The organism is Sphingomonas sp., assembly GCF_045810705.1.
Taxonomy (GTDB): Bacteria; Pseudomonadota; Alphaproteobacteria; order Sphingomonadales; family Sphingomonadaceae; genus Sphingomicrobium.
This window is the reverse complement of sequence record NZ_JBJMVI010000019.1, coordinates 90005-112112: the sequence shown is the minus strand read 5'-3', so window position 1 is coordinate 112112 and position 22108 is coordinate 90005. Positions and strand designations below refer to the sequence as shown.

Here is a 22108-nt window from a genome sequence, read left to right as displayed (position 1 = left end):
GCGAGCGACGCAAGCGCTAAGCTTGTGCGGACAAATGCTGTTGCCGCAGGGTGTCGAGCGCCGTCAGCACGCCGCCATCGGCGATGTGCCAGAAGGTCCAGCCATTGCATGACGGCGCACCCTGGAGCGCCGCGCCGACCTTGTGGATCGAACCCGCGTGGGTATCACAGGCGATCGAGCCGTCGGCACGCACCGCAGCGGCCCAGCGGCGTTTCGAATCGGTCAGCATCGTGCCGGGCGCGACGAGCCCGCTTTCTACCAGCACGCCGAAGGCGACGCGCGGCTGCTCGCGCTTGTCGAGCACGGTTTGCATCGCGCTCTCATCGAGCGGCAGGGTCGAATCGATCCGCTCGCGCGCGACCTTCACATAGGCCGGCTCCCGCTCGATCCCGATCCATCGCCGGCCGAGCCGCCGCGCGACCGCGCCAGTTGTGCCCGTGCCGAAAAATGGGTCGAGCACCACATCACCGGGCTTCGTGCAGGCCAGCAGGATCCGGTACAGCAAGGCCTCCGGCTTTTGCGTCGGATGCGCCTTCGCCCCGTCCTCGCCCTTCAGTCGCTCCGGTCCCGCGCAAATCGGCAAAAGCCAATCAGACCGCATCTGAAGATCGTCATTCAACGCTTTCATCGAACGGTAATTAAAGGTGTACCGCGCGCCCTCATCCTTGGCGCACCAAATGAGCGTCTCGTGAGCGTTGGTGAAGCGGGTGCCCCGAAAATTAGGCATCGGGTTCGCCTTGCGCCACACGACGTCGTTGAGAATCCAGAAGTCCGCATCCTGGAGCAGCGCGCCGACGCGATAGATGTTGTGATAGCTGCCGATCACCCAGATCGTGCCGTCGTCCTTGAGCACCCGCCTCGCCTGCTCGAGCCAGCCGCGCGTGAAGCCGTCGTAAACGGCGAGGCTGTCGAACTTGTCCCAATCGTCGTCGACCGCGTCGACGCGGCCGCCTTCGGGGCGGAACAGGTCGCCGCCGAGCTGCAGATTGTAAGGCGGGTCGGCAAAGATCATGTCGACAGATCGGTCGGGGAGCCGCGCCATCTGGGCGATGCAATCCCCCTCCAGGATGGTATCGAGCGGCAACTCGCGCGGCGTGGCGCGCGCACGCACCACAGGCTCCGCAATGCGGGCGATGAGATTCATTGACCTTCTGCCCCTCCGTTGACGGGCGAAGGTGAGTCAGGCTGGACTCCGGGTCAAGCAATCAAGGGTTAACGCCCCGCGTTGGGACTCGATCATGCGGCGGTCGACCGCGCCTCCGCCACAACATATTGAGTCAGCGCCTCGGGTACGGACTCAACCTCTGGTGGGTGTGACTCCAGGGACTCGCCCGGCGAAATTTCGAAGACCAGCTCCGGCTGAGCGTCCCGCTCGGCGATTGCGCGCACCAGGCCGAAGCTGCGCCGGTGTAGCGGGGTCAGCCCGAGATCGTTGATCGCGCGACGGTGATTGGGGGTCGGATAGCCGCGGTTATGCTCCCAGCCGTAGCCCGGATATTCCGCGGCATACTCAGCCATCATCCGGTCGCGCGTGACCTTGGCAATGATCGACGCGGCGGCGATCGACCGGCATTTGGCGTCGCCGTCGACGATCGCCTTCGACGGCCGCTGCCACCGCGGCGTCGCATTGCCGTCGACCAGCACCCAGGCCGGCTCGAGCCCGAGCGCTTCGACCGCGCGGGTCATCGCCAGCATCCGCGCCCAATAGATGTTGATCTGGTCGATTTCCTCAACGGTCGCGATGCCCACGCCCCAGGCCGAGCATTTGACGAGGCGGCCGTAGATCGCCTCGCGCTTTTCGATCGGCAGATTCTTGCTGTCGTCAATCCCGCGGGGAAATTTATCGCGGTCGAGAATGCAGGCACCCGCCACGACGGGACCGGCGAGCGGCGCACAGCCGGCTTCGTCGACCCCGGCGAGGGGCTGCGGGAATTCGAGCTCGAGCTTAAAGGAACAGCGCCGCGGCATTGAGTCGCTTTGTGTACCTCTGCGCAGGCAGGGGTCCAGACCAGTTCATTGAGCTATCAACAGAAATTCTGGGCTCCTGCCTCCGCAGGAACATGGGTCAGCTTTCCATCCGCCACGGCGGGAAGCGGCGGTTCTCGCCCGCCTTGTAGAAGAAGATGATGTTGCCGTCGGGGTCGCGCAGCCGTGCCTCGCGCCACATCCAAGGCTGGTTGCGAGGCCCATGCTCGAACGCGATGCCGCTTCGCGCGAGCTGTTCGACCCGCTGATCGAGATCGTCGCATTCGAGATAGATGGCGGTCGTTGCGAGGATCCGTTCGTCCGGGTCGATCTGGACCGACAAGGTCACGCCGCCCGCCGTCTCGAACCGCGCATAACCGGTGTCCGGGCTGTCGACGATCTGCTTGAGCCCGAGGCGACGATAGAAGTCCGCCGAGCGCTCGTAATTGGTACCGGTGACAGTTACCTGGTTGAGCCTGGGGCCGGCGCCGACGTCCAGGCGAACACGACCGTGGCCCATAGGCCCCGCGCCCTCTCCCAGTCCCGGCGCATCGTGTAGCGCGACACGGACAAACTCGCGCGCCCGGGCGACCGCGTCGGCGAGACTCGATCCCTCCGCCAGGAAGAAGGCCATCGCGCTGGCAAGCGTGCAGCCGGTCCCGTGGGTGCTGGTCGTATCGATCCGTTGGCCCTGCCAGCTGGTCATATTGTCGGTCTCAATCAGCGCGTCGGCGAGCGCGTCGCCCTCTTCGTGCCCGCCCTTGATCAGCACCGCGCAGCCGTGGGCGCCGACCAGGTGAAGCGCGGCCGACACGGGATCGTCCTCGGCGGTCAGCCGCTTGAGCTCGGGAAGATTGGGCGTGGCGATCGTGGCAACGTCCATCAGCCGCCCGAAGGCGGCGATCGTCGGCTCGTCGGCGAGCGACGCGCCGCTGGTCGCAACCATCACCGGGTCGAACACGATCGGCAAGCCCGGCTGCTCCGCGCGCAAGCGCTCGAGACGGCTAGCCACTTGCTCGGCCGCAAACGCGCCGCCGATCATGCCGATCTTTACCGCGTCGACTCCGATATCGCTGATAACTGCATCGATTTGCGCAAGAATCATCTCGGCCGGAACCGGGTGGACGCCGCTGACGCCAACGGTGTTCTGGGCGGTAATGGAGGTGACTGCGGTCATCGCGTGGCCGCCGAGCATGGTCACCGTCTTGATGTCCGCCTGAATCCCCGCGCCGCCGCTCGAATCCGAGCCGGCGATGATCAGGATCCGAGCAGTGGTCATATGCGACTCGACCCCGGCTCCGCCCCGTCGAGCGAAGTTTTCCATGCGCACTGAACGACTCTTTGACCCGCAATTGCGAAGAAAGCGTTCACGCCGACGCTGCGACAGCCTCGCAAATATCGTCCACCAGCCGCTCGACCATTGCGGGGTCGTCGCCTTCCGCCATCACCCGGATCAGGGGCTCGGTACCCGACTTTCGGATAAGCAGGCGGCCCCGCCCCTCGAGTTCGGTTTCGGCGGCGGCGATGCGCTTCCTCACGCTGTCCGCCTCCAACGGTTCGCTGCCGCCATTGAAGCGCACGTTCTTGAGCAGTTGCGGCAGCGGCTCGAACTGGCGCAGAAGCTCGCTCGCCGGCGCATTCGCCTCGACCAGCGAAGCCAGCACCTGGAGGCCGGCAACTAACCCGTCGCCGGTGGTCGCATGGTCGGCTAGGATGATGTGCCCCGACTGCTCGCCGCCGACGTTGCAGCCGCTCTTGCGCATCGCTTCGAGCACGTAGCGGTCGCCGACCTGAGTCCGAAGGAGCTTCAAGCCCGCGTCGCCGAGCTTCCGTTCGAGGCCAAGGTTGGACATGACGGTCGCGACCACCGCATCCCCGCGAAGCTCGCCGCGGGCCTGCAGTCCGAGCGCGATCAACGCCATCAGCTGGTCGCCATCGACAAGATGGCCCTTCTCGTCGGCGACAAGCAGCCGGTCGGCGTCGCCGTCGAGTGCGAGGCCGATGTCCGCTCCACTTGCGACCACCGTCTCCTGCAGCAGCTGCGGGTGGGTCGATCCGCAACCATCGTTGATGTTGGTGCCGTCGGGCGAGACGCCGATCGGGATCACCTCGGCGCCCAGCTCCCACAGCGCCTCGGGCGCAACATGATAAGCGGCGCCGTTGGCGCAATCGACCACCACCTTGAGGCCATCGAGCCGCAGATGCTCGGGGAAGGTGTCCTTGGCGAACTGGACATAGCGGCCGCGGGCATCGTCGATCCGGCGGGCCCTGCCGATCATCTCCGACTTGGCGAGCTTAGGCTCCTTTTCGAGCCGCCGTTCGATCGCCCGCTCGTCCTCGTCGCTGAGCTTGTACCCGTCAGGCCCGAACAGCTTGATGCCATTGTCCGCGAAGGGATTGTGCGAGGCCGAGATCATCACGCCGAGATCGGCGCGCATCGACCGCGTCAGCATTGCCACCGCGGGCGTCGGCATCGGGCCCAGAAGAACCACATCCATGCCGACGCTGGTAAATCCGGCGACCATGGCCGATTCCATCATATAGCCGGAGAGACGCGTATCCTTCCCGATGACAACGCGGTGGCGGTGGTCGCCGCGAAGGAAATGTGCGCCCGCCGCCTGGCCGACGCGAAGCGCGGTCTCCGCCGTCATCGGTTCGAAGTTGGTCGTCCCGCGGATACCGTCGGTGCCGAAGAATTTGCGCGTCATTCCAATTCCGTCATGCCGGACTTGATCCGGCATCTGCCTTCTCTTCTCATCGCTAGCAAGAAACAAGGCGGACCGCGGCTCAAGGCCGGGGCGACGACACTAGATCCAGCGCCAGATTCCCGCTGGAACGGGGTGAGCCCAGGTCGCGATCAGGAACAGCAGCGTTCCCCCAGCCAGCGCGACGGCTCCAGGATTGGCGAGCCCTCGCGTGAATGGCACGAACGCCGTCTGGGCGGTCCATTCGTGCCAGGCTTCGCCCATCAGCTGCGCCTTCTTGCGGTCTTGACCCGCCGCTCCGGCCAGCGCGAGCAGGATGATCGCTCCGTCGAACACAATGCTCTTGGGCTGAGCGAGGATCATCAGGTGCACCGCCGCCCAAAGTGCGAAGCCCCACATCATCGGGTGCCGCGTCAGCGCGAAGACGCCCCTCGGCCCTCCCCTCCGTCCGCGCGCGCCGGGCAGCGCGGGATTGCCGACGAACGAGCCGACAAACAGGATCGATGCGAGCCACATCAGCAATGTCCCGGCGATCCAGCCGGCGAGGCCGGCATCCCACAGCGGCGGCTCGCGGCCACATTTGCGGTAGAAATAGACCATCAGGCCGAAGGTGATCAGCGCAACCACCGAATAAAGGCCCTGAAACGCCTTCTCGCCCGTCGACTCGACGAGCCGGGCGCGGAGCGGGTGCGACAGCAGGAAATGCGTGCCGACGAAGGCTATTGCCGACAGCAGCAGGCCTATCTGGACGGTCAATGCCGGTAAGCCTCGGGCAGGTCGCGCCGCGGCAGGTAACGGTAGCGGTCGAGCAGCCGCGTCTGGTGCGTCTGGAGCGGCTGTCGGACGCCGTCGATGAACACCTGTTCGGCGGCGCTCGTGCCCTCGAGCGGATCGCCCGACCAGATGACCACGTCGGCCCGGCGGCCCGGGGCGAGGCTCCCGATCTCACCTCCCATGCCGATCGCGCCAGCGGCTCTGGAGGTGATCATCGCCAGCGCCTCACCCCAACTCACGCCAGTGGCCCCGGGGATTTTCTGCAATCCGACGAGATTGCCTGCGTACTGCCGCTCCATGAAGAGGTTGCGCGTGTCGTTGTCGCCGATCATGCCGATCGACACATTGACGCCCTTGGCGCGCATCCGACCGACATTGGACTGGGTCGCGGCGACCTGCTCGAACGAGGCTGGCAGGTCGTTCACGGCCGAAGCGATGACCGGCACCCGCGCGCTGGCAATTCGGTCCGCGACCAGCCAACCCTCGCTCGCGCCGACGAGTACAATCTTGAGCGCAGGAAATTCGCGCTTGAGGTCGAGCACCTGGAGGATGTCGCTCGCCCGCTCGACGTGAACGAGCAAATATTGCCGGCCTTGCAGCACCGGAACCAGCGCAGCGGCATCAAAACGGGTCAACAGCACGTCCTGGCTGCGGCGCGCGTCAGCACCGTAGATCCGCGACTCATTGGGGTTGCCGATCACGGGGCGGTCGCGCTCATCCGGCGTTCGCGCCGCCGATGCCGCGACCGGGGCTGCGTAACGGCGCAGCTGGGCCGCTTCGCGCAGGGCGTTGCGGAACAGGACATGCGCCGAGGCGCGCGAGCCGCCCGCGTTCGCGGCGCCGGCCTCCCCGAGCTCGACGAACTGGAATTTGCGCGCTGCCGTGACCGGCTCCATGTCGGCGCCGGTGTCGATCACCGCGCCTTGCCCAGCGAAGATGCTCTTGCCTGCGCTCGGGGCGACCAGGGCCCGCGTGACCCCGTCCGCGCGGTTGACGGAGATGGTGGTGTCGAGCGGGTTGATCGCCGGAACGACGTCGATCGCGGCACTGAACGGCCCGGTCGAGGTCGTGTCGTCGGCCGCTCCAGATGTGTCTGACCTGCCCCCGCCATCTTCCTCGCTGGCGGTCAGATCGACTTCCGCGAGGCCAAGCCTGGAGAAGCCGGCGACGATCCCCGGGGTGACCCATTTGCCCGTGGCGTCGATCGCCTGCGTTCCGGCCGGCAGTTTCATCCGGACGTCGCCGGCGGCGACGATGCGCCCGTCCCGAATCACGACCATGCCGCCCTGGATGGGCGCCGAGCCATCGCCGAGCGCGACGATGCCATTGACGATGGCGAAGGTCTGCGCCGCCGCCGGCGCGGCCGCAGCCACAAGCAGCGTGGCGATCGCAGCGCGGATCATTTCGTGTCTCCCTCGCCGGGCTGCCCGAGCTCGAAGTCGCTGACCGGCCGCCGCTTGGGATCGTCGGCGTCGTACATCAATGCGCCGTCGATCCACACCCGTTCGGGCCGGGTATAGTCGCTGAACGGATCGCCGTTCCACAGCACCACATCAGCCATCTTGCCGGGCGTTAGCGTGCCCGTTTTGTCGAGGATTCCGAGCGCCTTGGCCGGATTGCGGCTGAGCCACTCCCAGGCGACGGCCTCGCTCAAGTTAGGAATGCCGGCGCGGATCCCGTCGGCGAGCGCCTTCGCCGCTTCCTGATTCAGGCGCTGGATGTAGTTGGGATCGTCCGAGTGGACGATCGCGCACGCCCCGGCATTATGGACGAGCGGGATGTTCTCCTTGATCGCGTCGTAGCTTTCCATCTTGAAGCCGTACCAGTCGGCCCACATCACGGCGCAGACGTCATTGTCCCGCAAAAGGTCGGCGATCTTGTAAGCTTCGACAGCATGGTGAAACGCGGTGACGCGGTAGCCAAACTCCTTGGCCATATCGATCATGATGGCCATCTCGTCGGCGCGATAGCAATGGTTCTGGACCAGGATGTTGCCTTCGAGCACACCGCGCAGCGTGTCCATCGCGAGGTCGCGGTCAGGGGCGTCCCCGCCCTCCTTCTCATACTTGTCCCACTTGCGCTTATACTCGACCGCCTTGATCCAGGTCTGGCGGGTCAGCGCGATATTGCCCATCCGCGTCTGCGGCATGGTGCCCTTCGAGCCATAAACCCGCTTGGGATTCTCGCCGCACGCCATCTTGAGGCCGTAGGGCGCGCCTGGGAATTTCATCGCCTGCGTAGTGCGCGCCGGGACATTCTTGAGCACCACCGAACGGCCGCCGAACAAATTCGCCGAGCCCGGCAGGATCTGCAGCGTGGTGACGCCGCCATTGGCGAGCGCCCTGCTGAAGCCCGGGTCCTGCGGCCAGACGCTATGCTCGGCCCAGACCTCCGGCCGCACAGGGTCCGTCGCTTCATTGCCGTCCGACAATGACGATACGTCGGGGGACGGATAGTCGCCAAGGTGGCTGTGGACGTCGATGATGCCGGGGGTCACGAACTTGCCCGTGCCGTCGACCACAACCGCCCCCTCGGGCACCATGAGGTTTGGCTCGACCGCCTTGATGACGCCGTCTGCGATCAGCAGGTCGCCATAGTCGATGCGGTCGCCATCGCCGTCCAGGATCGTCGCTCCGTGAATGAGCGTCGGCAAGCCCGGATAGCGGACATAGGTCGAGGGATAAGGGTCCGGGTTGATCGCGACCGGCGGCGCTTTCTTGGGCTTAGCCTCGAACGCGGCGCAGCCGGAAATCAGGCCGACGGCGGCAACCAGCGCCGCAACGCGCTTATTTGACACCGTGCATCCACTTTTGGAGTGGCCAGGACAGCAGGAACAGCAAGACGCCGAGACCAATCGCGATCCAGGCGATCGTCGTGAACGTGGCGAGATACGTGTCGAGGCTGACCTTGAGGTTGGTCACCTGCCCGCCGACCGTCTCGACGCTCGCGAACTGGGCGACGACGCCGGCCACATATTGAGCGACCGAGATCGACAGGAACCATACGCCCATCATCAGCCCGACGATGCGCGCGATCGACAGCTTGGTGATCATGCTGAGACCGACCGGCGAGATGCATAGCTCGGCGAGCGAATGGATGACGTAGAGCCCGGCCAGCCACCACAATCCGACCTTGAAGTCCGGCCCGGCGAAGCGGGCGCCGAACACCAGGAACAGGAAGCCCGCGCCGACGCCCATTAGCGCAAGCGCGAACTTGACCGGGATCGACGGCTCGAGGTTGCGTCTGGCGAGTACTCCCCACAGGATGCTCATCAGGGGCGCCAGGACCACGATCGCGATAGGGTTGAAGTTCTGGGTCTGCGGCGCCGACAGCTGGAACATGCCGAACACGCTGCGGTCGGTGTTGCGGTCGGCGAACAAAGTCAGCGACGAACCCGCCTGCTCGAACAAGGTCCAGAACACGACGTTGAATACGATCAGGACCATCGCCGCGACCATCATCTGAAATTCCTGGCGGCTACCCTTGGCGTAGGACCAGATGAGAATCCCTGGGACTCCGATGAGGAACGTGCCAAACAGCAACTTGCCCATCAGCGACAACGACAGGATGTAACCGACAATGCCCGATCCAGCCGCCGGCTCGGGCGAGTTCATGAGGTTCATGAACAGGAACACGAACACAGGAATGGCGAGGACCGCGAGGCCGTAGATGATCAGCGCCTTGTCGCCGCCCTCGCGCTGCGGAGATTCGCCCATGCCGACGAGGCGTCCGCCGTCGAATTGAATCAGCAAATAGCTGGTGAGCATTCCGATGCCGGCAAGCGAGAAGCCGGCCCACCAGCCGAGCCATTCAGCGAGGATCGGGCAGAAGAATTGCCCCAGGATCGAGCCCAGGTTGATGCCCATGTAGAAAATGGTGAACCCGGCATCACGGCGACGGTCGCCCTGCTCATAGAGCGCTCCGACCATCGTCGAGATATTGGGCTTGAAGAAGCCGTTGCCGACCGAGATGGTCGAGAGCGCGATGAGCAGAATCGCGATTAGCAGCGGGCTCTTGTCGCTTTCGTCCTGCATCCCGCCCTTGGGCACAGTACGCGCGACGTGGCCGTCGGCGGCGAGCAAGCTGATGCTGCCGTCATCATTGCCCTGGACCTTGAGCCGTTCGCCGGTCGGCTGGACGAGGAATCGCTGCTCGTTCGCAGCACTGCTCGGCCGGTCGCGGAAATTGTCGATCTGAACTTCGTAGCGCTGACCGTCGATCATCGCGTACGGCTTCGACGGCTGGCCCCCGAACGCGAGGGTAAGATAGCCGATCGCCATCAGGATCGCGCCGAACTTCACCGAGCGTTTCGAGCCCAAATACTGATCGGCGATGAAGCCGCCGATCAGCGGTGTCAGGTAAACCAGCGCGGTATAGCCGCCGTACAGCCCCGTCGAAGCATGGTCGCCGAGGACGAAATGCTTGGTTAGGTAGAGCGTCAGCAGCGCCCGCATGCCGTAATAGCCGAACCGTTCCCACATCTCGGTGGTGAACAGCCGCGCAAGCTGCCGCGGATGGCCGAACCAGGTCTGCTTATCAGCGGGATTCGTCCTGCCTGAGGCAGGCGAAAACGGTTCTTCAACGGCTGGCGTATCGACCATCCGGTTCTCTCCCCATCACAAAGCGCGGCGACCGTAACGGGCAAATCACGGTTGTGAAGCACATTGTTGCGAGAGGATGGCGCCCTTAGATGGACGGCAAGATGCTCAACAACCGCTCCTCGCTCCTGTCGCTTCTCGAAACCCGCCGCTCGGCCAAGCCGCGCGAGCTGGTGGGGCCCGGCCCCACTGCGGCCGAGATGGAACGGATCCTGACCATCGCCGCGCGGACGCCGGACCACGGCAAGCTCCTGCCCTGGCGGTTCGTCACGGTTGCCGACGACCAGCGTGACGCGTTCGAGAAGGTGTTGGGCGAAGCGCTTGCCGACGAAGACCCGAGCGCCACGCCTGCCCACCACGAGAAAGAGCATGATTTCGCGCACTATGCCGGGCAGCTCGTGGTGCTCATCTCGGCGCCGATCCCGGACCACAAGATCCCGGTGTGGGAACAGCAGCTGTCGTGCGGTGCGGCCGGCATGAACATGCTGCTTGGCGCGCACGCGCTCGGCTATGTCGCCGGATGGGTGACCGGCTGGCGCGCTTATTCGCCCAAGGTGAATGCCGCCTTCTGCGGCCCGGGCGAGCGGATCGCAGGCTTCATTTTCATCGGCCAAGCCTCCCGCGAGCTCGAAGGCCGCGATCGCGCACCGCTCGCGAGCGTTCGGAGGCCATGGGGTCCGCCTCGAATCTGACACTTTCCTGATCAGCGATTGAAACTCGCCGCGCTCCGCTGTATTAGAACAGCATGACGGTAGGAAAGCCGCACGAAAAGCCTGTCTATGTCCGCCTGCGCGAGACCATCGCCGACGCGATCCTCGCCGGACGATACGGCGACGGCGATCCCTTGCCGTCGGTGCGGGCGCTCGCAGCGGAGGAGCAGGCCAATCCGTTGACCGTCGCCAAGGCCTACCAGGGCTTCCAGGACGAAGGGCTGATCATCGTCAAGCGCGGCGTTGGAATGTTCGTCGCGCCCGGCGCGCGGGCACGGCTCGGCGATTCGGAGCGCAGCCGCTTCCTGACCGAGGAATGGCCCGAGATCCGCGCGCGCATGCGCCGCCTCGGCATCGATCCCGCAGGCCTGCTGGACCACGAACGCGCTTAGGTATTCCGGCAGCGCGCGTTATGCTCTAGCCGCGCCGGATGGAGACGCGGCTACTTCCGTTCACCGACGACAGCATCGCAGAGGCCGCGCGGCTGATCCTTTCTGGCGAGCCGGTCGCCGTGCCGACCGAGACGGTGTATGGCTTGGCGGCCGACGCGACCAACGCCACCGCTGTCGCACGTATCTATGAGGCCAAGGGAAGACCAGGGTTCAACCCACTGATTGTCCACGTCATTGATTTGGCGGAGGCCGAGCGGATGGGCGACTTCAATGACCGAGCGCGCCAGCTTGCCGACCGGCACTGGCCCGGGCCCCTTACCCTCGTCGTCCCGCTTCGGGAGCATTCAGGCATCGCCTCGCTTGTGACGGCCGGCCTGCCGACCATCGGCCTGCGAATACCGGCGCATCCGGCAATGCAGGCGCTGCTGCGCGCTGTCGGGCGCCCGCTGGCAGCACCGTCCGCCAATACGAGCGGCTCCATCAGCCCGACGCGCGCCGCGCATGTCGGCAAGAGTCTCAGCGGTCGGATCCCCTTGATCATCGATGGCGGAGCGACCGAGCGCGGGCTGGAATCGACGATTATCGCAGCAACGGCGGAGAAGTTGCGGCTGCTTCGTCCGGGTCCGATTGAGGTCGACGTCGACCTGGCGCCCGGCGAAACCATCGAGGCGCCAGGCCAGCTTGCGAGCCATTATGCGCCCTCGAAGCCGGTTCGGCTCGACGCCTCGTTTGCTGACGCTGACGAATATCTGATCGGCTTCGGCCCTGTCGCGGGAGATGCGACCCTCAGCGCCGCGGCCGATCTGATCGAGGCCGCCATGCGGCTGTTCGAGCTGCTTCATCTAGCGGATGCGTCGGACAAGCCGCGCATCGCCGTCGCACCGGTGCCCGATCACGGGCTGGGCTTCGCGATCAACGATCGCCTGCGGCGCGCGGCCGCTTAGGCGGTCGCGCCGGCGCTCTTGACCCGCGCCTGGAAGCTCTTCCGCAACTTCTGGAGCTTGGGCGGGATGATCGCGATACAATAAGGGTTCCGCTGCCCCTCGCCCGCCCAATAGTCCTGGTGATAGCCCTCGGCGGGATACCATTCGCTCTTGGGCTCGATCGTTGTGACCACGCGCCCGCCAAGCTCCTGGTTGGCTCGCTCGATCGCCTCGCGCGCCTTGCGGGCCTGATCCTCGTCTTGGGGGAAGATGGCCGAGCGGTACTGCGTCCCGACGTCATTCCCCTGGCGGTTGAGCTGCGTCGGATCGTGCGTCGCGAAAAAGATGTCGAGCAGATCGTCGTAACTGATCTGATCGGGGTCGAAGGTCACGCGGATCGCTTCGGCATGGCCGGTGTTGCCGTCGCACACCTGCCGGTACGTGGGGCTGGCGACCGTGCCGCCGGTGTAGCCGCTCTCCACCGACTTCACGCCTACGACATCGAGGAATACTGCTTCGGTGCACCAGAAGCACCCGCCGGCGAGAACTGCGACTTGATCGGCCATGCTAACGCTCCTTTGCTGGAGCGCAGATAAGCCGTGTCAGTGGGCTTTGTAAGACGCCTTGAGGCTAGCGAGCTCGAGCCTCTTGCCGACCCACTCGGCGAGCTCGTCGAACTCCAGCGGCCGCTCGAACACGATGCCGGCGCGGCGGTCCGAATACCAGCGCACCTCGCCCTTGATCGGACGCAGGCTCTCGACCACCACCAGTACTCTCTTGCCGACGCAATATTCATCGATCGGCTCGACCTTGATTCCGCCGAGCGAGATGTCGTGCACATCGACCGTATAATAGGTCTTTCCGACCCGCACCGACGCCTTGCACGGAATCTCGAGGCGCGGCGGACGCGCTCTGAAGCCATGGCGCGGCTTGCGCCCGGCAAGGAGCTCGCCGAGATCGACATCCTGGTCGAACTTGATGCCGGCCGTGTCGTTGCGGATCCACACCACCGTGCTCGGAATGCGCTGCGAAGAAAGTTCGACGCCGACCTGGTCGCCGACCGCCGGCGCGCGGCTGACGATGGCCATGACCCCGCCCGCCGACAGGTTCTTGACCTTGATCAATTGCTCGTTCCCCGCCGCGTCGGTCAGCTTGCCGACACGGAGCATCGCCGAGAGCCGCTCGTCAGAGCGCCGTTCGGCTGGCCGCGGAACCGCGGTGGAGAGGGAGACCGTGGTCGATTCGAACGCGGCATCGCTGCTGCCAACGCGCTCGAGCCCGAATTTCCTCCGAATCAGTTCTGCGAACATGCGGGACCGTGCCTCCGGATGACGCGGATCGCGCCAAATTGGGACTTTATCGGCAGTACGGTTAAAAAGGCGTTGAGAAAGCTTGTCTGACGCGTTGTTGCTGCCTACGCCGCTGAAGGGGAGAGACGAGTTCATGCCGCAGCCTCGCCTGCTGCTGATCGATGACGAACCGGCACTCGCCGACTATCTGGCGAACGCAGCCCGCGCGTGCGGGTTCGACCCCATCATCACCGAGCGCGATGAACAGTTTCGCGAGGCGTTCATCGCCAGCCAGCCGGAAATGGTCGCGCTCGATCTCGGCATGCCTGGGATGGATGGGGTAGAGCTTACGCGCTTTCTTGCCGACCAGAATTACCGTGGCCCGGTGCTGATCGTCAGCGGTTTCGACCGGCGCGTCCTCGAATCCGCCTTCCGGCTCGGCGAAGCGCTTGGGCTGAACATGGTCGGGCCGGTCGAAAAGCCGGTGCGCTTCGAAGTTCTCGAAGAGCTGCTGTCCAAGCTCAAGGCGGCGCTGGTGCAATGACCGCCAAGGCCGAGATGCGGCTGGTCGACGGCCTGCAGTTGGCCCTTGAGCGCCAAGCCTTGCACATGGTCTATCAGCCCAAAGTGTCGATGCGCGACGGCAGCCTTGCACAGGTAGAGGCGCTGGTCCGCTGGGACGACCCTGAGCTCGGCACGGTAGGTCCCGCGCGGTTCGTGCCCTTGGCTGAGCAGCATGGGCTGATCGACGACCTCACCCAATGGGGGCTGCGCAGGATCCTGCGGCAATGGCTCGACTGGCGTCAGGAGGGCATCGACGCGTGCATTGCCTTCAACATTTCAGCGCTGAGCCTGCAGCATCTCGACTTCCCCGACCTAGTCGAGCGAATGTGCCGCGGCCTCAATGTTCCCACCGATCGCATCGTGCTCGAACTGACCGAGGGCGCAACCCAGCCGCTGGTCAAGATGATGGACGCCCTGACCCGGTTCCGGATCAAGGGCATCGGCCTTGCGATCGACGATTTCGGGACCGGCTATTCTTCGCTTATGCAGCTTCGCCAGCTGCCCTTTACTGAAGTGAAGATCGATCAGGCGTTCATTGCCGACGCACCCCACTCGCGCGACTGCCGGCTGATCATCCAAAGCGTTGCCGAGCTCGCCAAAGGCCTCGGCCTCACCACGACCGCCGAGGGGGTGGAGACGATCGAGCAGCTGCGCATCGTGCGTGAGCTCGGCTGCGACTATGTCCAGGGCTATCTTGTCTCGCCGCCGCTCGAACCGACCGCGCTCAAGGCCTGGACAAGCAAATTCCGGCGCGCCTGGCCTGCGATGATCGCGGAGGAGAGGCTCGCTCTATGGGGCGATGTCGAAGCGGATTCCCTGGGCTAGCGGCAAATCCGACCCGTAATTGATCGTGTTGGTCTGGCGCCGCATGTAAGCGCGCCAGCTGTCCGAGCCGCTCTCGCGGCCGCCACCGGTTTCCTTTTCGCCACCGAAGGCGCCGCCGATCTCCGCGCCCGATGGCCCGATATTGACGTTGGCGATCCCGCAGTCGGAGCCGGCCGCCGACATGAACCGCTCGGCCTCCCCGAGGTCGCTCGTGAAGATCGAGGACGAGAGGCCTTGGGGAACAGCATTGTTCAGCGCGATTGCCTCCCCAAGGTCGGCATAGCGCAATACATAGAGGATGGGTGCGAACGTCTCCTGGAGCACTTGGTCCTTCTGCGCCTCGACCTCGACGATCGCTGGACGCACGTAGGAACCGCCGGATACGGCTTCGACACGCTCGATCCGGTCGCCGAGAACGACCTCCATGGCATTGAACGCGGCTTCGTCGATCAGCGGCCCGATCAGGGTTCCCGGATCGCGAGGGTCGCCGATCTTGGCCTGGGCGAACAATTCGCGGACCCGCGCGACAAGCTGGTCCGCGACACTTTCGTGAACGATCAACCGCCTCAGCGTCGTGCAGCGCTGCCCGGCCGTGCCCGCTGCCGAAAACAGGATCGCGCGGCTCGCCAGCTCGAGGTTGGCGCTCGGCGCGACGATCATCGCATTGTTGCCGCCGAGCTCGAGCAGCACACGGCCGAATCGCTGCGCGACACGCGGCCCGACCACTCGGCCCATTGCCGTCGAGCCCGTCGCCGACACCAAAGCAATGCGCGCATCATCGACCAGCGCCTCGCCGACCTCGCGGCCGCCCTGGATGGGCTGGATCAGCCCGTCGGGCGCGTCGCCAAAGCGGTCCAGCGCGCGCCGGACCAGCGCCATCACTGCTTCGGCGCACAGCGGCGTCTTCTCGCTCGGTTTCCAGATCACCGGGTCACCGCAGACCAGCGCCAGCGCGGCGTTCCACGCCCACACCGCCACCGGGAAGTTGAACGCGCTGATCACCAGCACCGGCCCGAGCGGGTGCCATTGCTCCATCATCCGGTGGTCGGACCGCTCGCTGGCGATGGTGAGACCATAGAGCTGGCGCGACAGCCCGACGGCGAAGTCGCAGATGTCGATCATCTCCTGCACTTCGCCGAGGCTCTCGGCGAGGATCTTGCCGGATTCGATGGTTACGAGGCGCGCCAACGGCTCCTTGGCGGCTCGAAGCTGCTCGCCGAGCAGCCGCACGAGCTCTCCGCGGCGCGGTGCTGGGACGCTCCTCCACTGCAGGAAGGCTTGCGCGGCACGCGCCGCGGCCTCGGCAGCATCGCCAATCGCAACCCGTCCGATCTCCGCACCGTCGATCGGTGATCGGCTGACGAGCTCGCCCGAGCTAGCGAATCCGAACTGATGCAATAGATCGCTTGTTTCCTCGGCGGGGCTCATGCCAGCAACTCCTTCGCTCGCGCCATCGCGGCCACCCCGGCATCGATAGTTTCGTCCTTCTTGCCGAAGCACAAGCGAACCAGGTGCCGCGGCGGATCGCGCTCGGCGAAGGCGGACAGCGGGACAACGGCGACGCCGGCCCGCTCGACTGCGCCTAGTGCGAACGCCTCGTCCTCGATGCCGAAACCAGAGGCCGCGAGGTCGACGCACAGGAAATAGGTCGAGGTCGCGTCCAGCACTGCATAGCCGGCCGTCCGCAACCCGCTCGTCATTCGGTCGCGTGCGCGTTGGAACCGGTCCTGCATCGGCTGAATCCAGGCACCGCCCTCGTTAAGGCCGAACGCCACCGCCGACTGGAGGTTGGGAGCGGTCGCGAAAGTCAGGAATTGGTGAGCGCGCGCGACCACGGTCGCCAATTCCGGCGGAGCGATGATCCAGCCGATCTTCCATCCGGTCAGCGAGAAGATCTTGCCCGCGGAGCCGATCTTGATCGTCCGCTCGGCCATGCCTGGCAGCCTCGCGAGCGGCGTGAAGCGGCGTCCGTCGAGCAGCACATGCTCCCACACTTCGTCGCTGATCACGATCAAGTCGTGCTCGCGCGCGATCGCAGCGAGCGTCTCCAGCTCATCGGCGTCGAACAGTCGCCCCGCGGGATTGTGGGGATTGTTGAACAGGATGGCGCTGGTTTTCGGCCCGATCGCCGCCTCCAGCGCCGCGTGGTCGAGCCGCCACGCCGGCGGCTGTAGCGCGACTTCGACCGGGGTTGCGCCGGCGCGGCGGATCATCGGCGCATAGCTGTCGTAAGCTGGCGTGAAGATGACCACGTCGTCGCCGGGCTGCACTGTCGCGAGGATCGCGGCGCCGAGCGCCTCGGTCGCACCGCTGGTGACGCAGACGTTGTCGGCCTCGAGCGGCTGGCCGAAGTGCCGCTGGTAATGCGCCGCGACCGCCTCGCGCAGCACCGGCAGGCCACGCGACGGCGCATATTGGTTCGACCCTTCCATGAGCGCGCGCGCGGCCGCCTCGAGAATTTCGTCCGGCCAGCCGAAATCGGGGAAGCCCTGGCCGAGGTTTACCGCCCCATGTTGGGTCGCGGCGAGCGACATCCGTTCGAAGACGCTGGTCTTCATCTGCTGGTAGAGCGGGTTCATTGCGGCCGGCATAGCGCGGCAGACAGCCGACCGCGAGCGAGGCAACTTTCGGGTCGCGCGCGCATTGGCGCTCAAACCTCAAGCCAGGATGGCCCTGAATGTCCCAGCGTAAAGCCGTGCTCTACCGGATGAAGTTGCCGACCCACGAATGCCCCTATGGGCTGCTCGCCAGGCGCATGCTCGAAGATTCCGGCTTCGACGTCGACGAGCATTTGCTGACCACGCGCGAGCAGGTCGACGACTTCCAGGCGGAGCATGATGTCGCGACGACTCCGCAGGTCTTCATCGACGGCGAGCGGATCGGCGACAGCGAGGAGCTTGCTACTTACCTCGAGCGCGTGAAGCAGAACTAGCCGAGCGCGAATTCGAGCCCCGCCACGGTTGACCGAATACTTGATTGCGGGACGCGGCCATCAACTGCAAGTCTGTAACATGACGTCTGCGCTCTCTAACTCGTTGGCGCACAACGCATCATTGCTTCACAATCGGAATTCCGTTGACGAACGCCAAGCTTATTGGAATGGCCAGGCCTCCTTCCCCTCATCCAGCCTGATCGAGTGACTGACGACGCGCCCATCTTGCTCGATGTCAGCCGATTGGTATGGCGCCGCTGGAGAGGCCGGCTGCCGACCGGCATCGATCGCGCCTGTCTCGCCTATCTCCGGCATTTCGCGCCGAAAGCGCAGGCGGTCATCCAACATGATCGGTTCCGGCATATTCTTGATCGCGACGCATCGCGGGAGCTGTTCGCCCTACTCGACAGTCCGGGAACGGGATTCAAGGCCGCTCTCGCGCTCGGCGCGCTCCAAAACTTCGGGCGATGGAGCGACAACGGCCGCAGTCGCCCTTATCTGAACATCGGCCATACCGGGCTCAATTCGAACGCATTTCGCGAGTGGATTCGCAATGCCGACGTGAAGCCGGTCTACTTGGTGCACGACCTGATCCCGATTACGCACCCGGAATACTGCCGCGCCGCCGAAGCCGCCCGGCATCGCGAGCGAATGCAAACGGTGCTGACGACAGCGGCGGGCGTGATCGGGAACAGCCAGGCGACGCTTGATGAACTGGCCGGCTTTGCCCGAGCCGAGGAGCTGCCTAGTCCACCTGGAATTGCCGCGTGGCTGGGCAGCGAGCCGCTTCGCGCAGTGAACGTATCGCCAACGTCGCGTCCGACGTTTGTCACCGTCGGAACAATAGAGGCGCGCAAGAACCATCTGCTGCTGCTCGAAATCTGGTCGCGCATCGTTGGCCGTTTGGGGAGCGCCGCACCCCGGCTGCTGATTATCGGTCAGCGCGGGTGGGAGGCCGAGTCGGTTTTCGAGCTGCTCGACCGCAACGACAAACTGCGCGGACACGTGGTTGAGATGAACAACTGCTCGGACGAGGAACTCGCTGGACATCTTGCGACAGCGCGGGCGCTGCTCTTTCCGAGCCACGCCGAGGGCTACGGACTCCCGTTGATCGAAGCCTTGGGATTGGGCGCGCCGGTCATCGCCAGCGACCTTCCCGTTTTCCGGGAGCTTGCCGCAGATATTCCGACCTATCTTAGTCCGCTCGACAGCGTTGGCTGGGAAGCTGCGATCTTGGACTATTCGCAAGACGCCAGCGCCGCTCGCGAGGCGCAGGTGACGCGCATGAAATCATTCAGCGTACCCGATTGGGTCGGCCACTTTGACGCGGTCGAAGGTTGGCTCCATACGCTCGGGGCAGCAGCCTAAGCGCGCAAGTATCGACTCGATAAGCGTATTCACCGCCGATTCGCTCGCGACCCCACCACGCACGAGGCAACGGTCGACAAGGACACGGCGAAAGGCACCGTAGAGTCCCGGCTCCGGCGGTATCGGATCCGACCAGAATTCGTCGAGATGCCTTGCAAAGGTCAGGCCAGGGACATTGTAGATGGCGTCGCCCAACGCGCAAACCGGGCTGCCGGCGGCAAGCGCCAGGGTCGCCGACGTACTGTTCACGCACACCATCCCGCTCGTATCGGCGGCAAGCTGTTCGAGGTCGCCCCCGTCGATGAAATGGACGCGCTGCACAATCCCGAGGCGCTGCGCGCTGCGGTTGACGTATCGGCGCCAGTTCATAGACGCCATATCGAAGGGATGCGCCTTGATGAGGAGGTGCGCCTCCTCGGGCGCATGCCGCGCAAAGCTTTCCATCACATAGGCCGCGGCCGACCGCATGTTCGGAAAAGGCGAATGATTCCGGATCTGATAGTCGCCGGAAAGCTGCAGCGGGAAGAGAAAGAAGGGTTTGTCGGACAAGATATGCAGCACGGTCTTGGCGTGCCCGTCGCTCACACCCCGGACGAGATATTTCCAACCCCAACCGACGGCTTCCATCAAGGCCGAGCCAGGACGGTGCGTGCGGTAGAATGGATAGGCGAGCCGACCGATGTGAACCGCAACATAGTGCTTGGCGGTGTCGCGGATGCGACGGCGGAAGTTGGCGGTCACCGGCGCCAGGAAGGGTTCGGGCGGAAGCGCCCTCGCCTGCTCGATCAGCCATTCTTTCTTGCGCGCTAGCTTCGAATAGCCGTTCACACCATCGAGCTCGAGGGTCATCCAGTGGGGCCTGAGATAGCCCTCCTCCAGAACGTAGGTGTGGACGCCGCGAAGAGCGGCAATCCGGCGCGCCGACATATGGTAAGGCCGGCAATCGCCGAACTGCAGGATGTCGGTGATTTCGTGTTCGCGCAGGAAATTGTCGAAGAACACGGGCCAATCGTGGAAACGGCCGCGGAAATCGGTCGCGGGCTCGGGCCAATCGATTCGATCGCCCGCGCAGATGTTAATTCGTTCAACCTTCATCCCGCGCTCGCGCATCGCCGTGGCCAGCAGGTAAAGCAGCGGGCCCGGCGGCCCCTGGAGGAATAAGAACGCGCGTCGTTCGGGCTGCGGCCTGGGCGGGCTCGGGCGACGAGGTTCGCTGAGGCGGATGGGAAGGCCCCGCATAAGCAGGCTAAGATTGCCGGCCGGACGATTCATTGGATCCGCCCCCTCAAGCGCCGCATCAGCCTGCCCTGCAACCGGCGCACTTTGACCAGCGCGCCGGGGTCCCGCCTATCATTGGCACTGAGGCGCGACACAACGACTTCTGCCGGGCACGGAAGTCCCGTAACTGGATCGAGATAGCGCGGGTAGAGGAGCAGCGTTGCCGCCACGAGCTGGTCGAGTGTGCGTGCCTTGCTTCGCCGCGGAGGTACTGGCCCGAGATCTCGCGTGAGCCCCCACCCGGCATAAAACGGAACGCCGTAGGTGGTAACCGGTTTTTCCCGCAGAAGAGCTTCGAACCCGGCTAGCGACGTGTTGACGTGGATCTCGTCGACCATTGCGATCAGCGAGCTGATCGGCAGGTCGCCAACAATCTGATCAGCTTGTTCAAGGCATGCGGCTTGCGGAATTGCGCCCCGCCGGTGGCCGGCAATGACATCCGGATGCGGTTTGTAGAGGATATAGGCGTCGGGGGCTTGCTCGCGCACCCTTTTCAGCAATTCGAGATTGGATACCAGGCCGCAACCGCCGGCGGTTACCGCACGGTCATCCTCGACCTGCCCTGGCACAAGAATGTGCCGCCGCTCGCCCGCAGGTCGGTCGAGCACCGCATTGCCCCGTCCATACTTGCCGAGTCCCGCCTCGACGATCAGCCGCCGCAGCTCGGCGGCGCGCTCCAATAGCGGCTCATCAAATTCACCCTCCTGGAGTAGGCATTCGAGTTCGCTGGCACATGAGGGATCGAAATATGCACCGAGCCGATCGACGGTGATCGACAGCGGGGGAATGCAATCGGCGCCGAGACCCTGCGAACGAAGGAAGCCGTCTTCGACCTCAACGGGAGTCGCTCCCGTCCGTTCGAGCTCGGAGCTGGTCTCCGCCGCCACTTTTGCGCGCCAGACGGCGACCGCCGCGCCGCGCCGGATTCCTCCGGCATTGCGCATGAATTTGAACTCACGAGAGCCGTTCCACAGCAGCGGCGCGACGTGGCTCTGCTTCCAGAAGGCGAAGCCGATCCCAGCCTCGATGCCGCGATTCGAATCAATCAGATTGCGCCAAAAACCGCATAGACCGACGACCTCGAGCGCGTCCATCGGCTCCCCAGTGAACGGATTTTCGAATGCCGTTTCGGACAATTCGTCGGAAAGCAGCTCGCCCGGATCGATGCTGACCGCCTTTGCGTCGCCGGTCGCGCCATCGACATCGAAGCATGGGCGGTTGAGCAGGGCAGCAACGATGCGTAGCTCGTCTCCGGCCTCTGAAACGAGAGCCGAGGCCTTGGACAGCATGTGCCAGGGATCGCAATCCCCGCTAATGACGCCGGTGGTGGACGTGAAGCTATCCCCCGCGCGATCCCATAGGATGACCGGGCGCCCTGACGAGATCGCCTTCGCAGGCCCGAGCCTCGACCTTGACGACGCAAGAACATAATCATTGGGCAACTTGGGCTGTGCTCCCCAGTAACATCCGCCCACGCGCAGGCGCCTGATCTCTGCCGTCAAGTCATCGCGACTAAAAGCTGCGCGTTTCACTTTGGTGAACCGGCGGAGGTGAGCGCCGGGGAACGGCGGGATACGAAGAAAAGATTTGACCTCGGCGGTCACGTCAAAGGCTGCACGAGCCAAGCGACGGCCGGCGCCGGTGTCCGCATGTTCGCGCAAAATTCGATTGTCCGCCAGAAGGATAGACACAAATCCGAAACCACACTTATCCCCAGCCGAGCACAACGCTCACTATCGTTCGAGATGCTGCGGTCAAGCCGGACTGCATCTAATTTGGCAGTCG

21 protein-coding genes are annotated in these 22108 nt (G+C 64.8%); 7 read left to right on the top strand and 14 right to left on the bottom strand.

Annotation, left to right across the window (positions count from 1 at the left end; genetic code table 11):
• Positions 1-16 precede the first annotated feature (16 nt).
• The 8 genes from ACJ8FR_RS10050 to ACJ8FR_RS10015 form a co-directional block, all read right to left on the bottom strand.
• On the bottom strand, positions 17-1144 hold the full coding sequence (locus ACJ8FR_RS10050) for a site-specific DNA-methyltransferase (protein ID WP_407828493.1): 1128 nt from the start codon (positions 1142-1144) through the stop codon (positions 17-19).
• 92 nt (positions 1145-1236) lie between these two features.
• Complete coding sequence (locus tag ACJ8FR_RS10045; protein WP_407828492.1) at positions 1237-1968, bottom strand: ribonuclease HII; 732 nt, start codon at positions 1966-1968, stop codon at positions 1237-1239.
• 97 nt (positions 1969-2065) lie between these two features.
• Positions 2066-3244 (bottom strand): bifunctional hydroxymethylpyrimidine kinase/phosphomethylpyrimidine kinase, encoded by a 1179-nt coding sequence (gene thiD / locus ACJ8FR_RS10040; protein ID WP_407828491.1) that lies wholly within the window; start codon positions 3242-3244, stop codon positions 2066-2068.
• Positions 3245-3332: 88 nt separating this feature from the next.
• Positions 3333-4673 carry a phosphoglucosamine mutase gene (gene glmM / locus ACJ8FR_RS10035; protein ID WP_407828490.1) on the bottom strand — a complete coding sequence of 447 codons (1341 nt, stop codon included), beginning with the start codon at positions 4671-4673 and terminating at the stop codon, positions 3333-3335.
• A gap of 99 nt (positions 4674-4772) precedes the next feature.
• Positions 4773-5426, bottom strand: coding sequence for an NnrU family protein (locus ACJ8FR_RS10030; protein ID WP_407828489.1), 654 nt, complete (start codon positions 5424-5426; stop codon positions 4773-4775).
• On the bottom strand, positions 5423-6847 hold the full coding sequence (locus ACJ8FR_RS10025) for an amidohydrolase family protein (protein ID WP_407828488.1): 1425 nt from the start codon (positions 6845-6847) through the stop codon (positions 5423-5425). Before ACJ8FR_RS10025 ends, ACJ8FR_RS10030 begins: the two co-directional genes overlap by 4 nt.
• Positions 6844-8241, bottom strand: a complete 1398-nt coding sequence (locus tag ACJ8FR_RS10020) for an amidohydrolase family protein (RefSeq protein WP_407828487.1) — start codon at positions 8239-8241, stop codon at positions 6844-6846. Before ACJ8FR_RS10020 ends, ACJ8FR_RS10025 begins: the two co-directional genes overlap by 4 nt.
• Positions 8231-10045, bottom strand: coding sequence for a peptide MFS transporter (locus ACJ8FR_RS10015; RefSeq protein ID WP_407828486.1), 1815 nt, complete (start codon positions 10043-10045; stop codon positions 8231-8233). Before ACJ8FR_RS10015 ends, ACJ8FR_RS10020 begins: the two co-directional genes overlap by 11 nt.
• An 89-nt stretch (positions 10046-10134) precedes the next feature.
• Between ACJ8FR_RS10015 and ACJ8FR_RS10010 the strand changes: the two genes are divergently transcribed.
• The 3 genes from ACJ8FR_RS10010 to ACJ8FR_RS10000 are packed head-to-tail and all read left to right on the top strand — an operon-like array spanning position 10135 to position 12088.
• A complete protein-coding gene (locus ACJ8FR_RS10010; protein ID WP_407828485.1) occupies positions 10135-10734 on the top strand; it encodes a nitroreductase in 600 nt (199 codons plus the stop codon).
• Between the two features lie 53 nt (positions 10735-10787).
• Positions 10788-11144 carry a GntR family transcriptional regulator gene (locus tag ACJ8FR_RS10005; protein WP_407828484.1) on the top strand — a complete coding sequence of 119 codons (357 nt, stop codon included), beginning with the start codon at positions 10788-10790 and terminating at the stop codon, positions 11142-11144.
• A gap of 38 nt (positions 11145-11182) precedes the next feature.
• On the top strand, positions 11183-12088 hold the full coding sequence (locus tag ACJ8FR_RS10000; RefSeq protein WP_407828483.1) for an L-threonylcarbamoyladenylate synthase: 906 nt from the start codon (positions 11183-11185) through the stop codon (positions 12086-12088).
• Here the strand turns inward: ACJ8FR_RS10000 and msrA are convergent.
• Together msrA and ACJ8FR_RS09990 are read right to left on the bottom strand one after the other, a co-directional pair.
• Positions 12085-12633, bottom strand: a complete 549-nt coding sequence (gene msrA, locus ACJ8FR_RS09995; protein ID WP_407828482.1) for a peptide-methionine (S)-S-oxide reductase MsrA — start codon at positions 12631-12633, stop codon at positions 12085-12087. The two genes, ACJ8FR_RS10000 and msrA, sit on opposite strands and share 4 nt — an antisense overlap.
• Before the next feature lie 36 nt (positions 12634-12669).
• Complete coding sequence (locus tag ACJ8FR_RS09990) at positions 12670-13377, bottom strand: PilZ domain-containing protein (protein WP_407828481.1); 708 nt, start codon at positions 13375-13377, stop codon at positions 12670-12672.
• 133 nt (positions 13378-13510) lie between these two features.
• Here ACJ8FR_RS09990 and ACJ8FR_RS09985 point away from each other — a divergent pair, with 133 nt between their 5' ends.
• Together ACJ8FR_RS09985 and ACJ8FR_RS09980 are read left to right on the top strand one after the other, a co-directional pair.
• Positions 13511-13900, top strand: a complete 390-nt coding sequence (locus tag ACJ8FR_RS09985; RefSeq protein ID WP_407828480.1) for a response regulator — start codon at positions 13511-13513, stop codon at positions 13898-13900.
• Complete coding sequence (locus ACJ8FR_RS09980; protein WP_407828479.1) at positions 13897-14745, top strand: EAL domain-containing protein; 849 nt, start codon at positions 13897-13899, stop codon at positions 14743-14745. Before ACJ8FR_RS09985 ends, ACJ8FR_RS09980 begins: the two co-directional genes overlap by 4 nt.
• Here ACJ8FR_RS09980 and ACJ8FR_RS09975 read toward each other — a convergent pair.
• Both ACJ8FR_RS09975 and ACJ8FR_RS09970 read right to left on the bottom strand, forming a co-directional pair.
• Positions 14710-16173 (bottom strand): aldehyde dehydrogenase family protein, encoded by a 1464-nt coding sequence (locus ACJ8FR_RS09975; RefSeq protein ID WP_407828478.1) that lies wholly within the window; start codon positions 16171-16173, stop codon positions 14710-14712. The genes ACJ8FR_RS09980 and ACJ8FR_RS09975 overlap by 36 nt on opposite strands.
• On the bottom strand, positions 16170-17324 hold the full coding sequence (locus ACJ8FR_RS09970; protein ID WP_407828477.1) for an aminotransferase: 1155 nt from the start codon (positions 17322-17324) through the stop codon (positions 16170-16172). The genes ACJ8FR_RS09975 and ACJ8FR_RS09970 overlap by 4 nt, the downstream gene beginning before the upstream one ends.
• 98 nt (positions 17325-17422) lie before the next feature.
• On the opposite strand from ACJ8FR_RS09970, the gene ACJ8FR_RS09965 reads away from it, so the two are divergent.
• Positions 17423-17677 carry a glutaredoxin domain-containing protein gene (locus ACJ8FR_RS09965; protein WP_407828476.1) on the top strand — a complete coding sequence of 85 codons (255 nt, stop codon included), beginning with the start codon at positions 17423-17425 and terminating at the stop codon, positions 17675-17677.
• A 204-nt stretch (positions 17678-17881) separates the two neighbouring features.
• Entirely contained in the window at positions 17882-19045 is a 1164-nt protein-coding gene (locus ACJ8FR_RS09960; RefSeq protein WP_407828475.1) for a glycosyltransferase family 4 protein, read from the top strand.
• Here ACJ8FR_RS09960 and ACJ8FR_RS09955 read toward each other — a convergent pair.
• Positions 18968-20317, bottom strand: coding sequence for a capsule biosynthesis protein (locus tag ACJ8FR_RS09955; protein WP_407828474.1), 1350 nt, complete (start codon positions 20315-20317; stop codon positions 18968-18970). The two genes, ACJ8FR_RS09960 and ACJ8FR_RS09955, sit on opposite strands and share 78 nt — an antisense overlap.
• Entirely contained in the window at positions 20314-22050 is a 1737-nt protein-coding gene (locus ACJ8FR_RS09950; protein WP_407828473.1) for a capsule biosynthesis protein, read from the bottom strand. The genes ACJ8FR_RS09955 and ACJ8FR_RS09950 overlap by 4 nt, the downstream gene beginning before the upstream one ends.
• Between the last annotated feature and the right edge of the window lie 58 nt (positions 22051-22108).

Bases quoted from the DNA above. Each gene is read 5' to 3' on its own strand.
- ACJ8FR_RS10050 (WP_407828493.1), bottom strand. From the start codon at position 1,144: ATGAATCTCATCGCCCGCATTGCGGAGCCTGTGGTGCGTGCGCGCGCC.
- ACJ8FR_RS10045 (WP_407828492.1), bottom strand. From the start codon at position 1,968: ATGCCGCGGCGCTGTTCCTTTAAGCTCGAGCTCGAATTCCCGCAGCCC.
- thiD (WP_407828491.1), bottom strand. From the start codon at position 3,244: ATGACCACTGCTCGGATCCTGATCATCGCCGGCTCGGATTCGAGCGGC.
- glmM (WP_407828490.1), bottom strand. From the start codon at position 4,673: ATGACGCGCAAATTCTTCGGCACCGACGGTATCCGCGGGACGACCAAC.
- ACJ8FR_RS10025 (WP_407828488.1), bottom strand. From the start codon at position 6,847: ATGATCCGCGCTGCGATCGCCACGCTGCTTGTGGCTGCGGCCGCGCCG.
- ACJ8FR_RS10015 (WP_407828486.1), bottom strand. From the start codon at position 10,045: ATGGTCGATACGCCAGCCGTTGAAGAACCGTTTTCGCCTGCCTCAGGC.
- ACJ8FR_RS10010 (WP_407828485.1), top strand. From the start codon at position 10,135: ATGGACGGCAAGATGCTCAACAACCGCTCCTCGCTCCTGTCGCTTCTC.
- ACJ8FR_RS10005 (WP_407828484.1), top strand. From the start codon at position 10,788: ATGACGGTAGGAAAGCCGCACGAAAAGCCTGTCTATGTCCGCCTGCGC.
- ACJ8FR_RS10000 (WP_407828483.1), top strand. From the start codon at position 11,183: ATGGAGACGCGGCTACTTCCGTTCACCGACGACAGCATCGCAGAGGCC.
- msrA (WP_407828482.1), bottom strand. From the start codon at position 12,633: ATGGCCGATCAAGTCGCAGTTCTCGCCGGCGGGTGCTTCTGGTGCACC.
- ACJ8FR_RS09990 (WP_407828481.1), bottom strand. From the start codon at position 13,377: ATGTTCGCAGAACTGATTCGGAGGAAATTCGGGCTCGAGCGCGTTGGC.
- ACJ8FR_RS09985 (WP_407828480.1), top strand. From the start codon at position 13,511: ATGCCGCAGCCTCGCCTGCTGCTGATCGATGACGAACCGGCACTCGCC.
- ACJ8FR_RS09980 (WP_407828479.1), top strand. From the start codon at position 13,897: ATGACCGCCAAGGCCGAGATGCGGCTGGTCGACGGCCTGCAGTTGGCC.
- ACJ8FR_RS09975 (WP_407828478.1), bottom strand. From the start codon at position 16,173: ATGAGCCCCGCCGAGGAAACAAGCGATCTATTGCATCAGTTCGGATTC.
- ACJ8FR_RS09970 (WP_407828477.1), bottom strand. From the start codon at position 17,324: ATGAACCCGCTCTACCAGCAGATGAAGACCAGCGTCTTCGAACGGATG.
- ACJ8FR_RS09965 (WP_407828476.1), top strand. From the start codon at position 17,423: ATGTCCCAGCGTAAAGCCGTGCTCTACCGGATGAAGTTGCCGACCCAC.
- ACJ8FR_RS09955 (WP_407828474.1), bottom strand. From the start codon at position 20,317: ATGAATCGTCCGGCCGGCAATCTTAGCCTGCTTATGCGGGGCCTTCCC.